At 73.1% G+C, this 15,666-nt stretch carries 13 protein-coding genes; 3 read left to right on the top strand and 10 right to left on the bottom strand.

What is annotated here, in order from left to right; genetic code table 11:
- Positions 1-91: 91 nt before the first annotated feature.
- The 5 genes from ACZ4FV_RS16165 to ACZ4FV_RS16145 all read right to left on the bottom strand — a co-directional run bounded on the left by ACZ4FV_RS16165 (position 92) and on the right by ACZ4FV_RS16145 (position 6,829).
- Positions 92-724, bottom strand: coding sequence for an AAA family ATPase (locus ACZ4FV_RS16165; protein ID WP_395871561.1), 633 nt, complete (start codon positions 722-724; stop codon positions 92-94).
- 109 nt (positions 725-833) lie between these two features.
- Positions 834-2,030: a type III PLP-dependent enzyme gene (locus ACZ4FV_RS16160; RefSeq protein ID WP_402232607.1), complete on the bottom strand. Its 1,197-nt coding sequence runs from the start codon at positions 2,028-2,030 to the stop codon at positions 834-836.
- Complete coding sequence (locus tag ACZ4FV_RS16155; protein ID WP_465322802.1) at positions 2,027-3,763, bottom strand: IucA/IucC family protein; 1,737 nt, start codon at positions 3,761-3,763, stop codon at positions 2,027-2,029. The genes ACZ4FV_RS16160 and ACZ4FV_RS16155 overlap by 4 nt, the downstream gene beginning before the upstream one ends.
- A 76-nt stretch (positions 3,764-3,839) precedes the next feature.
- Positions 3,840-5,624 (bottom strand): IucA/IucC family protein, encoded by a 1,785-nt coding sequence (locus ACZ4FV_RS16150; protein ID WP_402232611.1) that lies wholly within the window; start codon positions 5,622-5,624, stop codon positions 3,840-3,842.
- On the bottom strand, positions 5,621-6,829 hold the full coding sequence (locus ACZ4FV_RS16145; RefSeq protein WP_395871552.1) for an ATP-grasp domain-containing protein: 1,209 nt from the start codon (positions 6,827-6,829) through the stop codon (positions 5,621-5,623). The genes ACZ4FV_RS16150 and ACZ4FV_RS16145 overlap by 4 nt, the downstream gene beginning before the upstream one ends.
- Positions 6,830-7,193: 364 nt before the next feature.
- On the opposite strand from ACZ4FV_RS16145, the gene ACZ4FV_RS16140 reads away from it, so the two are divergent.
- Positions 7,194-8,009: a siderophore-interacting protein gene (locus ACZ4FV_RS16140; protein WP_395871550.1), complete on the top strand. Its 816-nt coding sequence runs from the start codon at positions 7,194-7,196 to the stop codon at positions 8,007-8,009.
- A gap of 145 nt (positions 8,010-8,154) precedes the next feature.
- Here the strand turns inward: ACZ4FV_RS16140 and ACZ4FV_RS16135 are convergent, their stop codons facing one another.
- The gene (locus ACZ4FV_RS16135) at positions 8,155-8,448 is read right to left on the bottom strand and encodes a hypothetical protein (protein ID WP_402232614.1); all 294 of its coding nucleotides are present in this window, start codon (positions 8,446-8,448) and stop codon (positions 8,155-8,157) included.
- Between the two features lie 171 nt (positions 8,449-8,619).
- On the opposite strand from ACZ4FV_RS16135, the gene ACZ4FV_RS16130 reads away from it, so the two are divergent.
- Positions 8,620-8,919, top strand: coding sequence for a hypothetical protein (locus ACZ4FV_RS16130; protein WP_395871546.1), 300 nt, complete (start codon positions 8,620-8,622; stop codon positions 8,917-8,919).
- 66 nt (positions 8,920-8,985) lie between these two features.
- Positions 8,986-9,933 carry a D-2-hydroxyacid dehydrogenase family protein gene (locus ACZ4FV_RS16125; RefSeq protein ID WP_402232617.1) on the top strand — a complete coding sequence of 316 codons (948 nt, stop codon included), beginning with the start codon at positions 8,986-8,988 and terminating at the stop codon, positions 9,931-9,933.
- Between the two features lie 158 nt (positions 9,934-10,091).
- Here ACZ4FV_RS16125 and ACZ4FV_RS16120 read toward each other — a convergent pair whose 3' ends face one another.
- The 4 genes from ACZ4FV_RS16120 to ACZ4FV_RS16105 all read right to left on the bottom strand — a co-directional run bounded on the left by ACZ4FV_RS16120 (position 10,092) and on the right by ACZ4FV_RS16105 (position 15,309).
- Positions 10,092-10,883 carry a class I SAM-dependent methyltransferase gene (locus tag ACZ4FV_RS16120; RefSeq protein WP_465322801.1) on the bottom strand — a complete coding sequence of 264 codons (792 nt, stop codon included), beginning with the start codon at positions 10,881-10,883 and terminating at the stop codon, positions 10,092-10,094.
- 47 nt (positions 10,884-10,930) lie between these two features.
- Entirely contained in the window at positions 10,931-12,166 is a 1,236-nt protein-coding gene (locus ACZ4FV_RS16115) for an ABC transporter substrate-binding protein (RefSeq protein ID WP_395871540.1), read from the bottom strand.
- Between the two features lie 219 nt (positions 12,167-12,385).
- On the bottom strand, positions 12,386-12,898 hold the full coding sequence (locus ACZ4FV_RS16110) for a roadblock/LC7 domain-containing protein (RefSeq protein WP_395871538.1): 513 nt from the start codon (positions 12,896-12,898) through the stop codon (positions 12,386-12,388).
- Positions 12,895-15,309, bottom strand: coding sequence for a nitrate- and nitrite sensing domain-containing protein (locus ACZ4FV_RS16105; RefSeq protein WP_402232622.1), 2,415 nt, complete (start codon positions 15,307-15,309; stop codon positions 12,895-12,897). The genes ACZ4FV_RS16110 and ACZ4FV_RS16105 overlap by 4 nt, the downstream gene beginning before the upstream one ends.
- Positions 15,310-15,666 lie beyond the last annotated feature (357 nt).

Raw genomic sequence — 15,666 nt, 5'->3', positions numbered from 1 at the left:
TCCGCGGGGCTTCTTTCGGGCGCTCGGGGCCTGGGAGTACCGGACGCCGCATCACGCCCAGGAGATCTTTCGCCGCCTGATCGCACCCGGATCAGTCGAAGCGGATGTGCTTGACACCGGTCCAGGCCCGGCGCAGCCGACCGCGCAGGGGGCTGTCGGTGTTCGGGGCCAGGGTCAGACCGGCCGAGTGGGCGATGCGATCGGCGACCCGGGCGACGTCGATGTGGTCGGTGTGGATGTGCTCGGCGAACTCCGGGTCGACCAACCGCTCCAGGCACAGGTCGAGCCGGGAGACCGCGAAGCTCTCCCGACGCAGCGGCGCGTCCTTGCCGCCCACGACCCGGACCGCGTGCCCGAAGCCGCGTTCGCGCAGTCGCCGCAGCACCGTCGCACGCTCCGCCAGCAGTGCGAAGTGCCGCACGTCGTGCCCGCGTTCGCGCAACCGCCCGACGATCTCCCGGAAGTAGCCCGGATCGACCACCGTCATCGGCGCGATCACCGGGCCGTCGTGCCTGGTCAGCGTCAGGTCCAACATCTCGAACACGCCCTGGCGCCAGGCCGGCAGATCCTGGAAGTCGCCGCGCAGCGCCGGCGGCAACATTCGGTGCAGGCCGAAGCCGACCTGCTCCGGGTCGCAGACCACGCTGCCACGCAACCGTCGTCGCAGTTCGTACGCGGTCTGAGTCTTGCCGCCCCCGAACGGGCCGTTGATCCACAAGAGCATGTGCCGACCCTACGGCCTGTCCTCGTTTGCGACGTCCCCGATCCCGACCCGGTGCACCCGGTCCGCGGGCTGCGGATGGGGTCATGGGGCGGGATCACCGGGGGGTGGGTCACAGGTAGTGGAACGTCGGGTGGGGGTGCATCAGGAAGTCGTGGTGGGAGATGTTCCACGCGTACGCGCCGGCCAGCGCGAAGGCGATCCGGTCGCCGACGCGGAGTTCGGTGATCACGCGGTCGCGGGCGAACACGTCCTTGGGGGTGCACAGTTGACCGGTCAACGTGACCTGGGTGTGGTGGATCTCCGGCCGCGGCCACGAGTGCGGCCACGGGCTCGTGGTCGGCACGACCACACACGGCTGGTCGTGGCCCCTGGCCGCCGGGGTGCGCAGGTGGTGGGTTCCGCCGCGCAGCACGGCGAAGGCCCGACCGCGGCTGTGCTTGAGGTCGAGCACCTCCGTCGCGTACCAGCCGGAGTAGGCGGTCAGCGCCCGCCCCGGTTCGATCCGCACGGTCAGGTCCGGGCGGTCGGCCACGAGCCGGTCCAGGCCGGCGCCGAAGCGGGCCCAGTCGAAGCGGGCGGCGGGGTTCGTGTAGTCGACCGCCATTCCGCCGCCGATGTTCACCTCGGGCCGGGTGATCCCGTGCCGGTCGGCGATGTCGCGGGCCCAGGCGAGGACGCCTTCGGCCAGGGCGAGTTGGCGGTCCGCGTCCAGGCCGCTGGCCAGGTGGGCGTGGATGCCCCGGACCCTGACCCGACCCGCGTCCGGTCCGCGGAGCACCTGCAGGCAGGACTCCACGTCGTCCGGGTCCATGCCGAAGGGCCCGGGATCGCCGCCCATGGTGAGCGCCGCGCCGCGCAGGACGTCCGGCCCGAGCGGCAGGTTCACCCGCAGCAGCACGTCGACGTCCTGGTCGGGCCGTGTCCGGGCGGCGAGCGCGACGAGTCGGCGCGCCTCGTACGGACTCTCGACATGAAAGCGTCCGACGTCCAGGTGCAGCGCGGCGGTCAGTTCGTCGACGGTCTTGCCGGGGCCGCCGAAGGCGACCGGCATCGTGGGCAGATGTGCCCGTACGTGCGCGAGTTCACCGCCGGAGGAGACCTCGTAGCCGTTCACGTCGCCGGCGAGCGCGGTCAGGATCTCCGGCGCGGGGTTGGCCTTGGCCGCGTAGTACAGCTCGACCCGCGCCGGCAGCGCCGCGCGTACCGAGGCCGCGTGTGCCCGCAGGTGGGTGGTGTCGTGGATGTAGGCGGGGAGTTCGGCGGAGTCCAGATCGGCCACGCGGGTCCGTACGGCCGGTGTGATCATCGTGCGCTCCGGGCGGGTGTGCGGGCGGCGGTGTCGGGCCGGGACGCGGCCAGCGGCGAGGGGATGCGGACGTACTCCGCCTCGCGGTCGGCCCGCCGTTCCCAGCGGGCGAGCAGATTGGCCTTGGCGGGAAGCGGAGCGCCCGCGAGCAGCGCGCGCAGCGGCGGCGGTTCGCCGTGTTCGGTCGCGCAGTCCGCCAGGACCGCCCGCACCCGGGCCCACAGGCGGGTCTCCAGCCGTGGGTACAGGTCGGTCAGCGCGGCGAGGAACTCGGCGATGTTGTTGACCAGCAGGCAGTAGGCCACCCGATCCCAACCGCGCCGGGCGCTGTACGTCATGGGCTCGGCGACCGAGGGTGGCAGCGCGGACAGGGTGGCCGCGTGCGGCCCGGGAAGCAGCTTGGTGCCCTCCATGTCCCGGATCAGTACCTGGCGGGGCCGGCCGGCGTCGTCCACCGCGAGCAGCACGTTCTGCAGATGCGGCTCCAACACCACGCCGTGCTCGAAGTAGGCGGCCAGCACCGGCGGCACCAGCAGCCGCAGGTAGTCGTCCCACCAGCGGATCACCGCGTCCGGCCCGGCGCCGTCCAGCAACCGGGACACGTGCGCGGACCCGGTGGGGTACTCGGCGGCCACGGCGCCGGCCAGCAGCGCCGTCGTGCCCGGCCGCAGCAGCGGGTCGAGACCGTCCCGGACGATCACCCCGAAGCCTTCGAGCAGTTCCGGCGCGACGGCGGCCGACAGGCTGCGGTACGCGGGTTCGCCGAGCATCGCGAAGTCCGGCCGTCGGGCCGCCGTTCGGGCCAGGATCGGGCCCAGCGCGCGGGTCAGCGCGACCGCCCCGGAGAGTTCGTAGGCGGCGTTCTTGCGCACACAGTTGGTGATCCGCACATTCAGACTGAACTTGAGGAAGGCGCCCGCGCCGGCGAGCGTACGCACCGACGCGGTCGGAGTGAACGAGTCGCCGCGCGGGCCCAGGTCGAGCACGTCGCCTCGGACCAGCGCGGCCCGCAGGCGCGGGTGCTCGGCGAGCAGTTCGTATTGCCACGGGTGCGCGGGCAGCAGTGTGTATCCGACCGGCACCGGGCCCAGCCGGTCCAGCACGGCCGTCGCCGACTCGGTCAGCCGTTCCTGCGCCACCAGTTCGTTGCGCACCGCCAGATGCCGCAACCGGAACGCGGCCCGGGCCTCGGGCGCGTAGGCCGCCCACGCGGCCGGGTCGGCGCCGCGCGCCTTGGGGGTGGGATGGAAGCGGTGTCCGAACAGCAGGGCCTGCTCCGAGTCGAGGTAGCGCGAGGCGGGTCGTGCGCTCCGGCGGGCCAGTCCCGCGCGCACGCCCGCGTGGCTGGACGCCAGTTGGTCCAGGAACTCGTCGTTGCGCACACCGGTCCGCAGGCCCAGTTCGGCGTGCACGCGCTCGGCCACCTCGGGCCAGGTCAGCACGTGCCAGGTGGGGCCGCGCAGTTCGGCCACCGGGCCGGTGAAGCGATGGTCGCCGAACAGCGAGGCACGGCGCAGGCGGACCCGCAACCGGGTGCCCGAGCGGGCCAGGTGCAACCGCAGGTGCCCGCCGTCGCCGGGCTCGACCACGCTGCGCCCCTCCGGCCGGCAGACCTCCCGATGCAGGCAGTTGAGCAGGGTGTGCACGACGACCTCATCGGCAGTGGGCGGGGCGGGTGGCGCCTGGCCGGTGTGCGCGGGGTCGGTTCGGGGTTGCGCCGACGGCAGCGGCATGGGCGACTCCAACGATTCGAGGGCGAGGCGCGGTGCGCGGTGTACGGTCGGGCGGATCGACGGTCGCGGTCGATCGCTAGGTCGAACGCTGCGCACCACGAAGGTAGTTCGGCCCGGTCGTGTAGTACTTGTTGATATCGGCCGCGCCGGAGCGCTCCTTGGTGAGCAGCGTGCCGGCGGTGATCATCGCCTTGACCGGCAATCGTTGCCCGTCCAGTGCGCGGCGCCGCAGCTCCGGGGGCGCCAGCACGGCCAGCCGCTCGCGCACCAGCCGCAGCAGTCGGTCCCGCTCCGGCGGGGGCAGCGCGAACGCGAGCGCACCGGCGCACAGATGCACGGTTATGGTGAGGAACAGGTCGGCGAGCGGGCCGTCGTCGGCGGTGTAGGTGCGCGCGTCCTCGAATCCGCCGTGCGGCAGCGGACAGCGCGCCGGATTGACGCGCGGGCCGTCGTTGTCCTTGAACAGCAGGCGAGCCGGTTGCCCTTGGGCCAGGACCAGGGACAGGTTCTGCGGGTGTGATTCGAGCGCGATGCCGTACCGGAACAGCGTGGTCTGCCAGTCCAGGAGCAGCGTGAGGTAGGCGTCGAGCAGCGCGAATCGATCGCCTGCGTGGAATCGCTCGGCCACCCGGTCCAGGACCAGCGTGCCGTCGGGTCCTCGGGCGAGCAGTGCGGCGAGCGGCAGCACGAGGGTGTGCTCCAGGTCGGGCGGATGCCGGCGCACCAGCACGCCCAGCAGTTCGTGGTCCGCGTGCAGGTAGCTCTGTTCGTCGGCGAGCAACACCCGGTCGCGAAAGCGTGGTTCCCGGCGCAGTACCTCGGCGAGCAGTCGTCGGCCGGCGGCACCGTCGACCAGGGTGCCGGGTTTGATGGTGCGCCGGTTGCGCACGCCGAGGGTGGCGATCGGCAGCGGGAGCTTGAGATGCACGGCCGGGTCGCGGGTCACCGCGACGGTGCGCATCGACAGGGTCGGGCGCACGTCCAGATACGCCCGGTCGGTCGGCACGGCCGGGTCCGGGAGCCGGTCGAACGTCAACGGGTGCACGGGCAGGGCGAGATGGCTGCCGGCGAGGTCGGGCCGGCCGAGGTCGGCGGGGGTCGGCCACCAGGGCGGCAGGGTCCCGGCGCGGGTGGTGGCGTCGTGCGGGAGCAGGGCCCAGCGCAGACGGAAGCTCGGGTGGTGTTCGGGCGCGTACCGGCGCAGCGCGGTCTCGGTCAGGCCGGAGCGGGCGCGCGCGGTGGGGTAGAGCGGATGGTCGACGTGCGCGGCCAACGTGTCCAGGGCCGGGCCCGAGCCGAGCCCGGTCCACGCGCTCGGGTCCGGGCCGTACCGGTCGGCGAGCCCGGCGCGAACGGCCGGGCCGGTGTGCGCGAGCAGTCGGCCGGCCCGGGCGGCCTGCCGGCATTCCTCGGCGAAGTCGTCGAAGCCGGACCGGTCCCGCGGATCCGCCCAGTCCCGCAGGATCGCGAGCAGTCGGTCGGTGTCGGTCACACGCGCGCCGTCCCGCGACGCCACCAGGAGCGGCGCGCGGGCGGCGTACTCGCACTGGAACCCGTCGGCGCGCACCGGCAGCAGCAACGCGTCGGTGCCGGTCCGCGCGGTCAGTCGCAGCCAGGTCCCGTCCGGTCGTTGTTCGGGTACGGCGGTGCCGCGCAGGCCCAGGACGTCCTCGCGCAACACGGTGTCCAGCACCCGACACAGCAGCTCGCCGTCGAAGCCACCGGGCCCGTCGACCGCACAGGCGGCATCGGCCGGATGGGCCGCGGCCGTGTGGAGCGGCGGTTCGCCGGCGGCGGCGTCGAGCGGCGCGTCCGCGCCGGCCGAGGGTGGCGGCGGTTCGCCGGCGGCGTGTTCGGTCACGGCGTGATGCTCCACTGCCGGCCGGTCAGGAAGTCCTCGGCGGCCCGGTCGACGGCGGCCCGGTCGGTGCCGATGGTGCGCAGCACTCCGAGGTAGTCCCGGTTGGACCCGTACACCGGGTGTCGCTCGCCGATCGCGCGCAGCGGGTGGTAGTCCACGCGGGTGTCGCCGGCCGGGTCGGAGCGCACGCGGTCCGGGCCCGCGGTGAGGGTGCCCGCACGGTCGGCGCACGGATAGTCCACCCGGGCGTGCCGGCCGGCGCGCGCGCCGAGGTCGGCGGGCAGGTCGATGCCCAGGTGCACGCGCAGGATGTGCTCGAACAGCGGGATGCCGAGCACGTCCCGCAGCAGCAGGTCGCATTGGTCGCCGATGGCACGGTAGTTGACCTCGATGATCCGGGGTCGCCCGTCCTGGACCACGAATTCGGTGTGGCACGCACCGAAACCCACTCCCAGCGCGTGGAGTTGGGTGAGCACGGCGGCGGTGGTCGCGGCGGGCGGTTCGGGCACCAGATCCAGGCGTGTCTCGACGAAGTACGGCGGTGGCGACAGTCGGGTGTGGAAGCCGCCCAGGACCCGGATGCCGTGCCGATCGCCGAGCGTCTCCAGGGTGTGCAGTTCTCCCGGCAGGAACTCCTCGACCAGCAGCGCCGCCGCCGGTCGGCGGGCCTGGATCTCGGCGCAGCGCTCGAGCAGTTCCGCGTCGTCGGTGACCAGGACCACGTCCTCTCCGGCGACGCCCTCGCGCGGTTTGACCACGCACGGATACGGCGGTGTGAGGTCGAACAGGTCGGCGACCGGCTGCCCGGGCGCCAGTTCGGCGGCCCAGACGGTGTCCGTGCCGGTATCGGCCAGTCGGCCGCGCATCCGGGCCTTGTTCTTGGTCCGCAGCGCGGCCTTCCAGTCCTTGGCCGGGAGGTCGAAGTAGGAAGCGGCGAGGGCGGCTTGCACCTGGAGGTGGTCGCTGTTGGTGAAGATCGCGTCCGGACGATGTGCGCCCGAGATCCGGTCTATCACCGCGCGGAAGTCGCGGACGTCGCAGTCCAGCACCCGCACCCCAGTGAGCGCGGCGCACAGTTCGCGGTGTCGCGCGGCGTGCGCGGGGTCGGCCAGCAGGGTGACGTGCAGTCCGAGGCGATGGGCGGCGGGCAGGAATCCCTCGGTCACCGAGTCGGTGGGATTGAGCGCGAGCAGGTACAGCCGCATGCGTGATCGCTCCCCCTGGGACATGTCGACCCGGACACGGCGAACCGGGCACCTCGACCCGGGCACGTCGAACGGGAACATCGACCGGAGCGTCGATCCGGACCCGTCCACCCGGACGCCCCACAACTTAGGGTAGGCATACTTGCCGGCCAAATCCGGTCGATCCCAGGGCCGTTCGGTGCGCCCCGGGAGTTCCCGGCTTCGTCCGGCGCGTCGGCGGCGGCCGGCGGGAGTCTGTGGTTAGGTTAACCTAACCGCGACATCGTCTCGGGTCGTCCGTGGCCGACCGTGTCCGAGAGGGCGAGTTCCAATCTCCACCGAACGTGAACGCCGGGCGCAGCTCTACCGGCCCTTCCAGCTCACCGTGGTCCGCAATACGCCGATCACCCGCAACGCCACCCGGATCACCCTGACCGGCCCCAGGTTGGCGCACTTCGTCCCGGGCGGGCCCGACCAGCGGGTCAAGCTCTTCGTGCCGCGCGAGGGCCGGCCCGCGTCCCGGATCACCCGGGACGACCTGACCTGGCGCGAGGCGTGGACGCGGATCCCCGAGGCCGACCGGCCGTACCAGCGCACCTACACCGTGCGCGCGCACCGGTCGGATCCGGTCGAGATCGACATCGACTTCGCACTGCACGCGCCGGGGGGACCCGCCTGTCGCTGGGCCCGCGCCGCGCGTCCCGGCGACGCCATCGAGCTGCTCGGGCCGACCGCCGAGCGCAACGGCGGCTACAGCTTCGAGCCGCCCGCCGGGCGCCGGCTGCTGCTGGCCGGTGACCACGCGGCGCTGCCCGCGATCGGTTCCATCGTCGAGTCGCTGCCGCCGGACGCACGCGGGCACGTCTTCGTCGAGGTGGCCTCCGAGGCGGATCGCCAACATCTCGCGGCGCCGCCCGGGGTACGGGTGGACTGGATCCACCGCGGCGACGCACCGGTCGCCGAGAACCGGTTGCTGGACGCGATCCGCGACGCCCACCTGCCGGTCGAACACGGTTACGCGTGGCTGGCCGGTGAGGCCGGTCGGGTGCGCGCGCTGCGCCGCCACCTCAAGGACGAGCGCGGCATGGACCACCGCTCGATCGCCTTCATGGGCTACTGGCGCATGGGGCACACCGAGGAGACCGCGCACACCGAGCCCACCGCCCGCGCCGAACCCCCGGTGGCACAAGCGGCGCACTGACGTACACAGCGCACCGTCGGCATGCCGAGGGGGAGGCCGACCACACGCGCGCCGAGCGGCACGCGGAGCGGAACGCCGATCAAGCGCGTCGAACGACCCATCGACAGGCGCACCGCGCGTCGGCCCACCCACGGTCGGCCGCTGCTCACCGGTCTCGTGCCGACCAGGTCCGCTCGCCGCGCATCCGCCGCGCGATGACCACAAGATCGATCCAGGCGATCAACGCCGTCACCGCGCACGCGATCGCGGCGACGATCCACAACGTGCGCACCTCGCTCGTGACATCCGTCGAGGCCGCCCACGCGCACAGCGCACAACCGACCACGAAGAACGGCAGCGCGATCCTGGACATGACCCTGCGTGCGGCGAGGTCGCTGCGTGGATGGGCCGCCTCGCTGCCGGGAGGGCGCTTGGCCGGAGCGCGATGTCGCGCGTTCATACCTTTCGCATACCCGACCACCGAACCGGTACGCGAATCGCGGCCGATGCCGTCCGCGGCGTTTGCGGGCGCCGGCGCACGAGAGGAGCCTGGAAGCGTACGCGACCGAGTCCTCATGAGTGCCCGTGGTGAGCGCCGAACACGGTCCGTACGCGAGACCGGGTGAGATCGATGCGCATGTTCCTCCAAGCACGCATGGACACCGAGGCGGGCAACCGGGCGATCGCCGACGGGTCGTTGGCCAAGACCATCCAGGCGATCGTCGGGCGACTACACCCCGAGGCGGCCTACTTCACCGCCGTCGAGGGCGACCGCTCGTGCCTGTTGGTCTTCGACATGCAGGACTCGTCGCAGTTGCCGGGCATCGCGGAGCCGTTCTTCTCGATGGGCGCCAAGGTGAGCGTCAAGCCGGTGATGAACCTCGAAGACCTGCAGAAGGGTCTGGGCGCGCTCGACGGCTCCGCCCGATAGGGTCGGACGGGCGAGCCGACCGGGTGATCCGCGCTCCGGCGGTCGCCGGACGCGGGGGGACTACAGGTGTTTCGGGTCGCCGTCATCGACGACTACCAGGGGCCGGCCGCGGCGCTCGACTGCTGGTGCAAACTGCCGGAAGGCACCGAGGTCGCGTTCTTCCCCGACCACGTGACCGACGCCGAGGCGCTGGTCGAGCGGTTGGCGCCGTTCGACGCGGTGATCGCGATGCGCGAGCGTACCCCGTTTCCCGCCGGGCTGCTCGCGCGACTGCCGGGCCTGCGGCTGCTGGTCACCACCGGGATGAACAACGCCGCCATCGACATCGAGGCGGCCCGGGCGCAAGGCGTGACGGTGTGCGGCACGCGGTTGTTGCCGCATCCGGCGGCCGAGTTGACCTGGGCGCTGATCCTCGAGTTGGCCCGCCGTACCGGCGCCGAGGAGGCGAGCCTGCGCGCCGGCGGATGGCAGTGCGGCATCGGGTCGGACCTCGCCGGATCCACCCTCGGGGTGATCGGTCTGGGCAAACTGGGCGCGCGGGTGGCCACGATCGGCGCGGCGTTCGGGATGCGGGTACTGGCCTGGAGCCAAAACCTGACAGCCGAGCGTGGTGCGGAACTCGGTGTGGAGGTGGTCGCCAAGGACGAACTCTTCCGCCGCGCCGACTTCGTCTCCGTGCATGTGCGCCACAGCGAGCGGACCAGGTCCCTGGTCGGCGCGGCCGAACTCGCCCTGATGCGCCCCACCGCGTACCTGGTCAACACCTCCCGGGCCGCGATCGTGGACCGAGCGGCCCTGCTCGCCGCGCTGCACGAGGGTCGGATCGCCGGTGCCGCGCTGGATGTGCACCAGGTGGAGCCGCTGCCCGCCGACGACCCGATCCTGGACGCCCCCAACACCATCCTCACGCCGCACATCGGCTATGCGACCCAGGGCAACTACACGCTGGCGTACACCGACGCGGTCGAGGACATCGCCGCGTTCCTGGCCGGCCGACCGGTGCGCGAGTTGTAGTCCCGGTCCCGGCGGAGCGCACGATCACCGTTCACCGATTGTCCTGTCGGCCGTACAGAGCGTCACCTCGGCTCGTTCGAGGGCAGGTGCCCGGGCGCAGACGACTTCGCCCCCTGTCGGAGCGTCGACAGGGGGCGAGGTCGGTGCGCCGTCCCGGGTCAGCCGGCCGCCGGTTTGGTGCCGATCGTGGAATACAGCCGCCAGCCGGTGGTGACCAGGCCCGGCCGGCCGGCGACCTCCTGGAAGCGGTCCAGGATGTCGTCGTCCAGGCCCGACTCGGCGAGCCGAGACCGGAGTTGCCGGGCGTTGCAGGCGTACAGGCGGTGCGCGAGGCCGGGTCCGGCGCAGTCCGCGTCGGAACGGGTCACCCGTACGTCGGTCAGCCCCGCCTCGACGAACGCGTCCTTGGTCGCCGCCGCCCATTCCAGGTCGGCGCCCCGGCTGCGCAGTTCGGCCAGGATGCCCGCCACGACCTCGGTGAACACCTTCTCGTCGGCGGGGTCGGCGCAGGCCAGGACGCGTGGTGGCTCGGGGCAGTACCAGTCCTCGACGACCAGGACACCGCCGGGTTCCAGCGCGTCGACCAGGCGCGACAGGATGGCCCGGCGCTCGGGTATGTGCAGCAGGACCAGTCGCCCGTGGATGCCCTGGTAGGGCCGGCGCGGCAGTTCGTCGGTGCGCAGGTCCAGCGGGAAGGTGCGGATCGGCGCGCCGTCGACGGGAGTGGCGAGCGGGCGCGCGTCCAGGTCGGTGGCGTGCACGACGCCGATCGGACCGATGCGGCGGGACAACTCCCGGGCGATGCTGCCCAGTCCGTAGCCGATCTCCAGCCATTCCTGGCCGGTCGGGTCGTTGAGGGAGTCCAGCACCATCCGGGTGCTGGGGTCGAGCAGGCTCTGCAAAGTCTCCAACTGGAAGGTGATGTCGTCGGCTTCGGCGAACGCGTACAAGAGCCCTCCTGGGGTGGGTGGAGCGGTGGGGAAGGGGACCGGCGGGATCAGCCGCCGAGGACGGCGAGCTGCTCGACCGCCACGTTGGCCCGCTTGGGGCCGTCGTTGCGCACCTCGAAGCGGTACCACTGCTGCACCGGCGAGTGCGTGGCCGGGTTGAGCTGCATCACGCCGCGGGGGCTGTCGATCTGCCCGACGTTGCCCAGCGCGGTGTTCACCGCCTCGGGGGTGAGCGTCTTCTTCTCGGCGCGGACGGCGGCGATGGCGGTGTCCAGCGACCGGGCGATGTCCCACGCGGCGACCGCGTAGATGGTCGGGCTGCGGTCCGGGTGGCGCTGCTGCCACGCGGCGACGAACGCCCGGTTCGCCGGGTTGTCCAGGTCCGCGCCGTAGGTGGCGAAGGTGGTGATCCCGGCGGCGGCGTCGGCCTGCGCGTCGAGTTGGCGGCCCTCGGTCAGCGGTCCGCTGCCGTACAGCGGGAGCTTGGCCGCCTCGGAGGCCTTGTACTGCTTGACGAAGTCGACCGCCGCGGTGCCCGCGTAGAACGCGTAGACGGCCTTGGCGCCGCTCTGCGCGATCTTGTTCAGGTAGGGCAGGAAGTTCTGGGTGGCCGGGAAGGGGGTGAAGGTGGTCTTCCCGTCCGGGTTGGCCAGCGTGCCGCCGGCTTTGGTGAACGACTCGGTGAAGCCCTTGAGTTGGTCCCAACCGCCCTGGTAGTCCGGGCCGATCGCGTAGACCGGGCCGTTGACGTGTTCCTTGACCCAGGGACCGGCGGCGGCGCCGGCCTCGTAGGACTGGGTGTTGAACGACCAGACGTGCGCGGTCAGTTTGGGATCGGGGAACTCGGGTCGGCCCGCGACGCCCATCAGTGCCGTGTTGTTGGCCGCCGCGATCGGCAGCACACCGGCCACGCTGCCGCCGCTGACGATGCCGGTGATCGCCAACACGTTCTGCTGCTTGACCAGTTCGGTCGCGGCCGGGACGGCGGTCGGCGGGCCCGCGCCCTCGTCGCGCACCACGATCTCCGCCTTGAGCCCGCCGAGCTTGCCGCCGTGCGTGTCGCGGTACAGCTCCAGCCCCGCCCGGGTGTCCTCGCCGACGGCGGCGTAGGGACCGCTCGCGGGGGTGAGCAGGCCGATCTTGGCGACGGCGTCGGATGCCTTGCCCTTGTCGTCACCGGCCGCACTGCCCGAGCACGCCGACAACACCAGGAGTAAACCGGTGGAGGCGATGGCCAGCGGGACGCGGGTGCTGCGGAACCGTCTACTGGTGCTGCTGCGCATGTCGGTCTCTCTCTCGGCAGGTTCGCGATACGGGGGTTCGAACTCTCCGGGTGTGGCTGCCGGTTCACTCACGCGACGAGGTGGAAGGCGGTCTCGGGGCGCGCGGGTGCCGGGCGGGGCGGACGCGCCGGATCGGCCGGTGGGCCGGGGCGCGCGAATACTCCGGACGACCCGGGCGGATGGCCGGGGCGCCCGGCGAGGGCAGCCGGGATCGTGGGGTCAGAAGACCCGGCTGGGAGCCGGCATGCGGGCGGGTTGCGGCTGGAGGCCGCGACCGCGCGCGAGCGGGGTCAGGGACGGGCCGACACGCTCCATCAGCGCGTGCATCGCCCGGATCAGGTTGCCGACGTCGGCGTTCCAGGTGGTCGCCACGATCAGCGCGGAGGGGTGCACCTGCCCGTCCGGTCCCGGACTGGTGTTGCCCATGGTGAGCAGCAGCCCGTGCTCGGCCTGCGACATCAGCACACTGACCGGGCCCAGCCCCATCAAGTCGGCGCTGTAGTCCTGCATGAGCAGGGCACCGGGCGCACTCGACGCGATCTTCTCCGCGTTCGCGATCCACGCCGCCTGCGCGGCGGCGTCGGTACGGATGCGACCGGGCAGCGCGGCCTGGGCCACCAGCAGCGAGTCGCCGCTGGCGGCGACCGCGTGCAGCACGTCGGGAGCGTGGTCGTGCACGAACTGGCGCATGAAGTCGTCGAGCACGCTCTGGTCGACGGCGGGCTCGGTCATGGGGATTCCTTGGGGGTCCGGGTGAAGGGCAGGTCGCGGGCGCCGCGCCCGAACGAGGCGGCGGCGGCGCTGGCCTGCGCGATGTCACGGGTGGGTGGGGCGGTACGACGGAACTGGGTCGCCTGTCCGGTGCGGCGTTCGCGGCGGGGCAGGCCCTGCGCGGTCAACTCGGGCGCGTAGTTCGCGGGGAGCGGGCCGCCGACGACCGGGGCGGACGCACTCGGATCCGCTCCGTGCGGGTGGCTGCCGTTGGCGGCGCCGCCGTTCGCGGCGTTGCCGTTCGGGCCGTGGCCGTTCACGCCGGCGCCGATGGCGATCGGGCGCGCGGGGCCGATCTGCGGGGTGCCCGGTCGGGTGACGTGCTCCACCCGGCGTCGATGGCGGCCCACCGAGGCGATGATCGCGTGCGGCAGCACGATCTCGACCACCGTGCCGCCGTCCGCGCCCGGTTGCAGCTCCACCGCGATCTCCAGCGGGCGGGCCTGGAGCGCGACCACGGTCAGGCCGGTCTGGCGCAGCGAGGGCAGTGCGTCCACGTCGGCGCGCAGCCGCCGGTTGAGCAGTTCCGGGTCGCGGTGGCCCACGCCCTGGTCCCGCACGCGCACCAGGACGCCCGCCTCGGTGCGCTCCGCGGTGACCTCTACCTCGTGCCGACCGGAGAAGCGGGCCGCGTTGTCGACGATCTCGCCGACGATCTGGGTCACCGCGCCGACCGTGTCGCCGGCGAGCGTGACGGACGTGGGGATGCCCTTGAACGCGATGTCCGGCAGGCGTTCGTAGTTGGTCACCCGCTGGGCGCCGGCCCGGACCACCTCGTACAGCGGGGTGTCGGGCCACAGCCGGTTCGGCGGTTGCCCACTGAGCACCGCGATCGAGTCGGCGAGCCGCTTGGTGCCCTCGTTGCCGTGGTCCACCTCGAAGACCGTGCCCAGTTGATCCACCGTCAGATTGGATTCCTGGAGCCGGTCCAGGGCGCTGCTGACCCGGCTGGTCTGCACCCGGATGCGTCGGGCGACGTCGCCGAGTGCGTCGTTGTACTCGCGCTGGGCCAGCACCAGCGACGCGCTGTGTTCGACCGTGCTGTAGGCGAGCCGGGTCAGCGCGCGGGCCAGGTCGGCGATCTCGTCGGCGCCGCGCTCGCGGTCCGGCTGCGGGCCGAGCATCTTGACCGCGTACGCCGCACCGCTCTCGTGCGGGCCCAACGCGTCGCGGCGGCGCAGGTCGGCCTCGACGGCGGGCAGCGTCTTCTGGGTCATCTCGGTGACCCGCTCGGCCAGGGTCCGCAGGCGCCGGTGCAGCAGGCGGCCGAGCCAGGCCGCGGCCGCGGCGGCGGCGAGTACCGCACCGATCAGCACCGCGCCCTGGACGCCGGCCAGCCACCACCGGTCGCCGGTGACGTCGGCCACCTCGCGCGCGATGTCGGCGTCGGCCCGCTGCTCCACCGACCACAGGCGGTCCGCGCGTTCGGCCAACGCGGCGCGCCAGACGTCCGGTTCGAGCGATTCGCGGCCGAGCGCGTCCTCGGTCTGCGCGACCCGGATCATCTCGAAACCGGCCAGTGCCCGGGCGAGGCGGTCGCGCCAGCCGGTCGGGGCGGTGACCGCGAACGCCTCCAGCGCCTGGTCGTGCGCGGCGCGTGCGGTGGAGGCCGCCTCGAGTACCGGCCCGCCCAGTGGTCCGGCGCCGAGCGAGCGCAGCACGGTGACCTGTTGCTGGCCCAGCGCGGCCCGGGCCTGGGTCAGCGAGGTGATCGCGCGCAGTCGGGCGGCGATGTCGGTGGATACGCCCGGGTCCAGCGCGACCCGGGCGCGCAGGTCCACGGTGGTGCCGATCCAGGCCCAGTAGCGCACGGCCGCCGCCGAGGTGGCCACGCCCCGCCGGTCGATCTGGGTGCGCAGGCCCGGCAGGCCGCGCAGCGCGGTGTCCACCGCGGTCAGTGCGGCGCGTTCGCCGGCGGAGGCGGGTTCGAGGTCGCGGCGCCGGTTCTCGTAGCGGCGGATGGCGGTCTCGCTCGCGTCGATCGCGGTCCGGTAGTCGGCGCTGGTGATCGGCCCGGGGCCGCGGGAGAGCAGGGTCACCGCCGCGGCGCTCTCCGCCTGGAGTCGGCGCCCCACCTCGCCGGCGTCGGCGGAGACCCGGACCAGGTCGTGCGCGTGGTCGGCGGCCTGGGCCTGTTCGACCATGGTCAGGATCGCGGATCCGGCGAAGAAGACCATGCCCGCCGAGGGCACGACGACCATGAGCGTGATCAGGCCGCGCACCCGGGGGCGAATCCGGGCGGCGATTCGGATCCGCAACGGGGGCCGCGCCGAGTCGACCGAAGGCCGCGCCGAGTCGACCGGGGGCCGCGCGGAGTCGGCGGGCTGCGCGGGCGAGTCGGCGGTCGCCGGGCGGGAGCGACGTATCTTCATCCGAGTTCGCCCCTTCGGCCGGGCCGGCCGGATCGTGCGTACCCGGACGGGCGCGGGTTCGCCGGGTGTGCGGGGGTGCTCGCCCGTCGGGCGGCGCGGGCCGGGGCGGGTCGTTGGGGTCGACCGGGCCGGGTCGCGTCGGCGACGTGAGGGGGACGGCGGAGTAATCGCAACACGGGCAGTGATCCCTGAAGGATGGTCGGTGGGAGGGAGTTCGCGACGATGGTGCTCGCGAGGGGCGGGCCGTCGGGGGCGGGCGCGACCGACCTGGCACGGTGCGGGTGATCGGAACGGGCCCCGATGCCCGGGCCCTTCGCGGTCGGGCGCGCCGGCGTCGGCGGGCTCGTGGGGTGCCGG

The organism is Embleya sp. NPDC025285, from assembly GCF_055558835.1.
The sequence above is the reverse complement of the archived record's forward strand: the minus strand, read 5'-3'. Positions and strand labels throughout refer to the sequence as shown.

Coding starts and splice junctions, on each gene's coding strand:
- ACZ4FV_RS16115 (WP_395871540.1), bottom strand. CDS start 12,166: ATGCGCAGCAGCACCAGTAGACGGTTCCGCAGCACCCGCGTCCCGCTG.
- ACZ4FV_RS16130 (WP_395871546.1), top strand. CDS start 8,620: ATGCGCATGTTCCTCCAAGCACGCATGGACACCGAGGCGGGCAACCGG.
- ACZ4FV_RS16165 (WP_395871561.1), bottom strand. CDS start 724: ATGCTCTTGTGGATCAACGGCCCGTTCGGGGGCGGCAAGACTCAGACC.
- ACZ4FV_RS16155 (WP_465322802.1), bottom strand. CDS start 3,763: ATGCCGCTGCCGTCGGCGCAACCCCGAACCGACCCCGCGCACACCGGC.
- ACZ4FV_RS16145 (WP_395871552.1), bottom strand. CDS start 6,829: ATGCGGCTGTACCTGCTCGCGCTCAATCCCACCGACTCGGTGACCGAG.
- ACZ4FV_RS16110 (WP_395871538.1), bottom strand. CDS start 12,898: ATGACCGAGCCCGCCGTCGACCAGAGCGTGCTCGACGACTTCATGCGC.
- ACZ4FV_RS16135 (WP_402232614.1), bottom strand. CDS start 8,448: ATGAACGCGCGACATCGCGCTCCGGCCAAGCGCCCTCCCGGCAGCGAG.
- ACZ4FV_RS16105 (WP_402232622.1), bottom strand. CDS start 15,309: ATGAAGATACGTCGCTCCCGCCCGGCGACCGCCGACTCGCCCGCGCAG.
- ACZ4FV_RS16160 (WP_402232607.1), bottom strand. CDS start 2,030: ATGATCACACCGGCCGTACGGACCCGCGTGGCCGATCTGGACTCCGCC.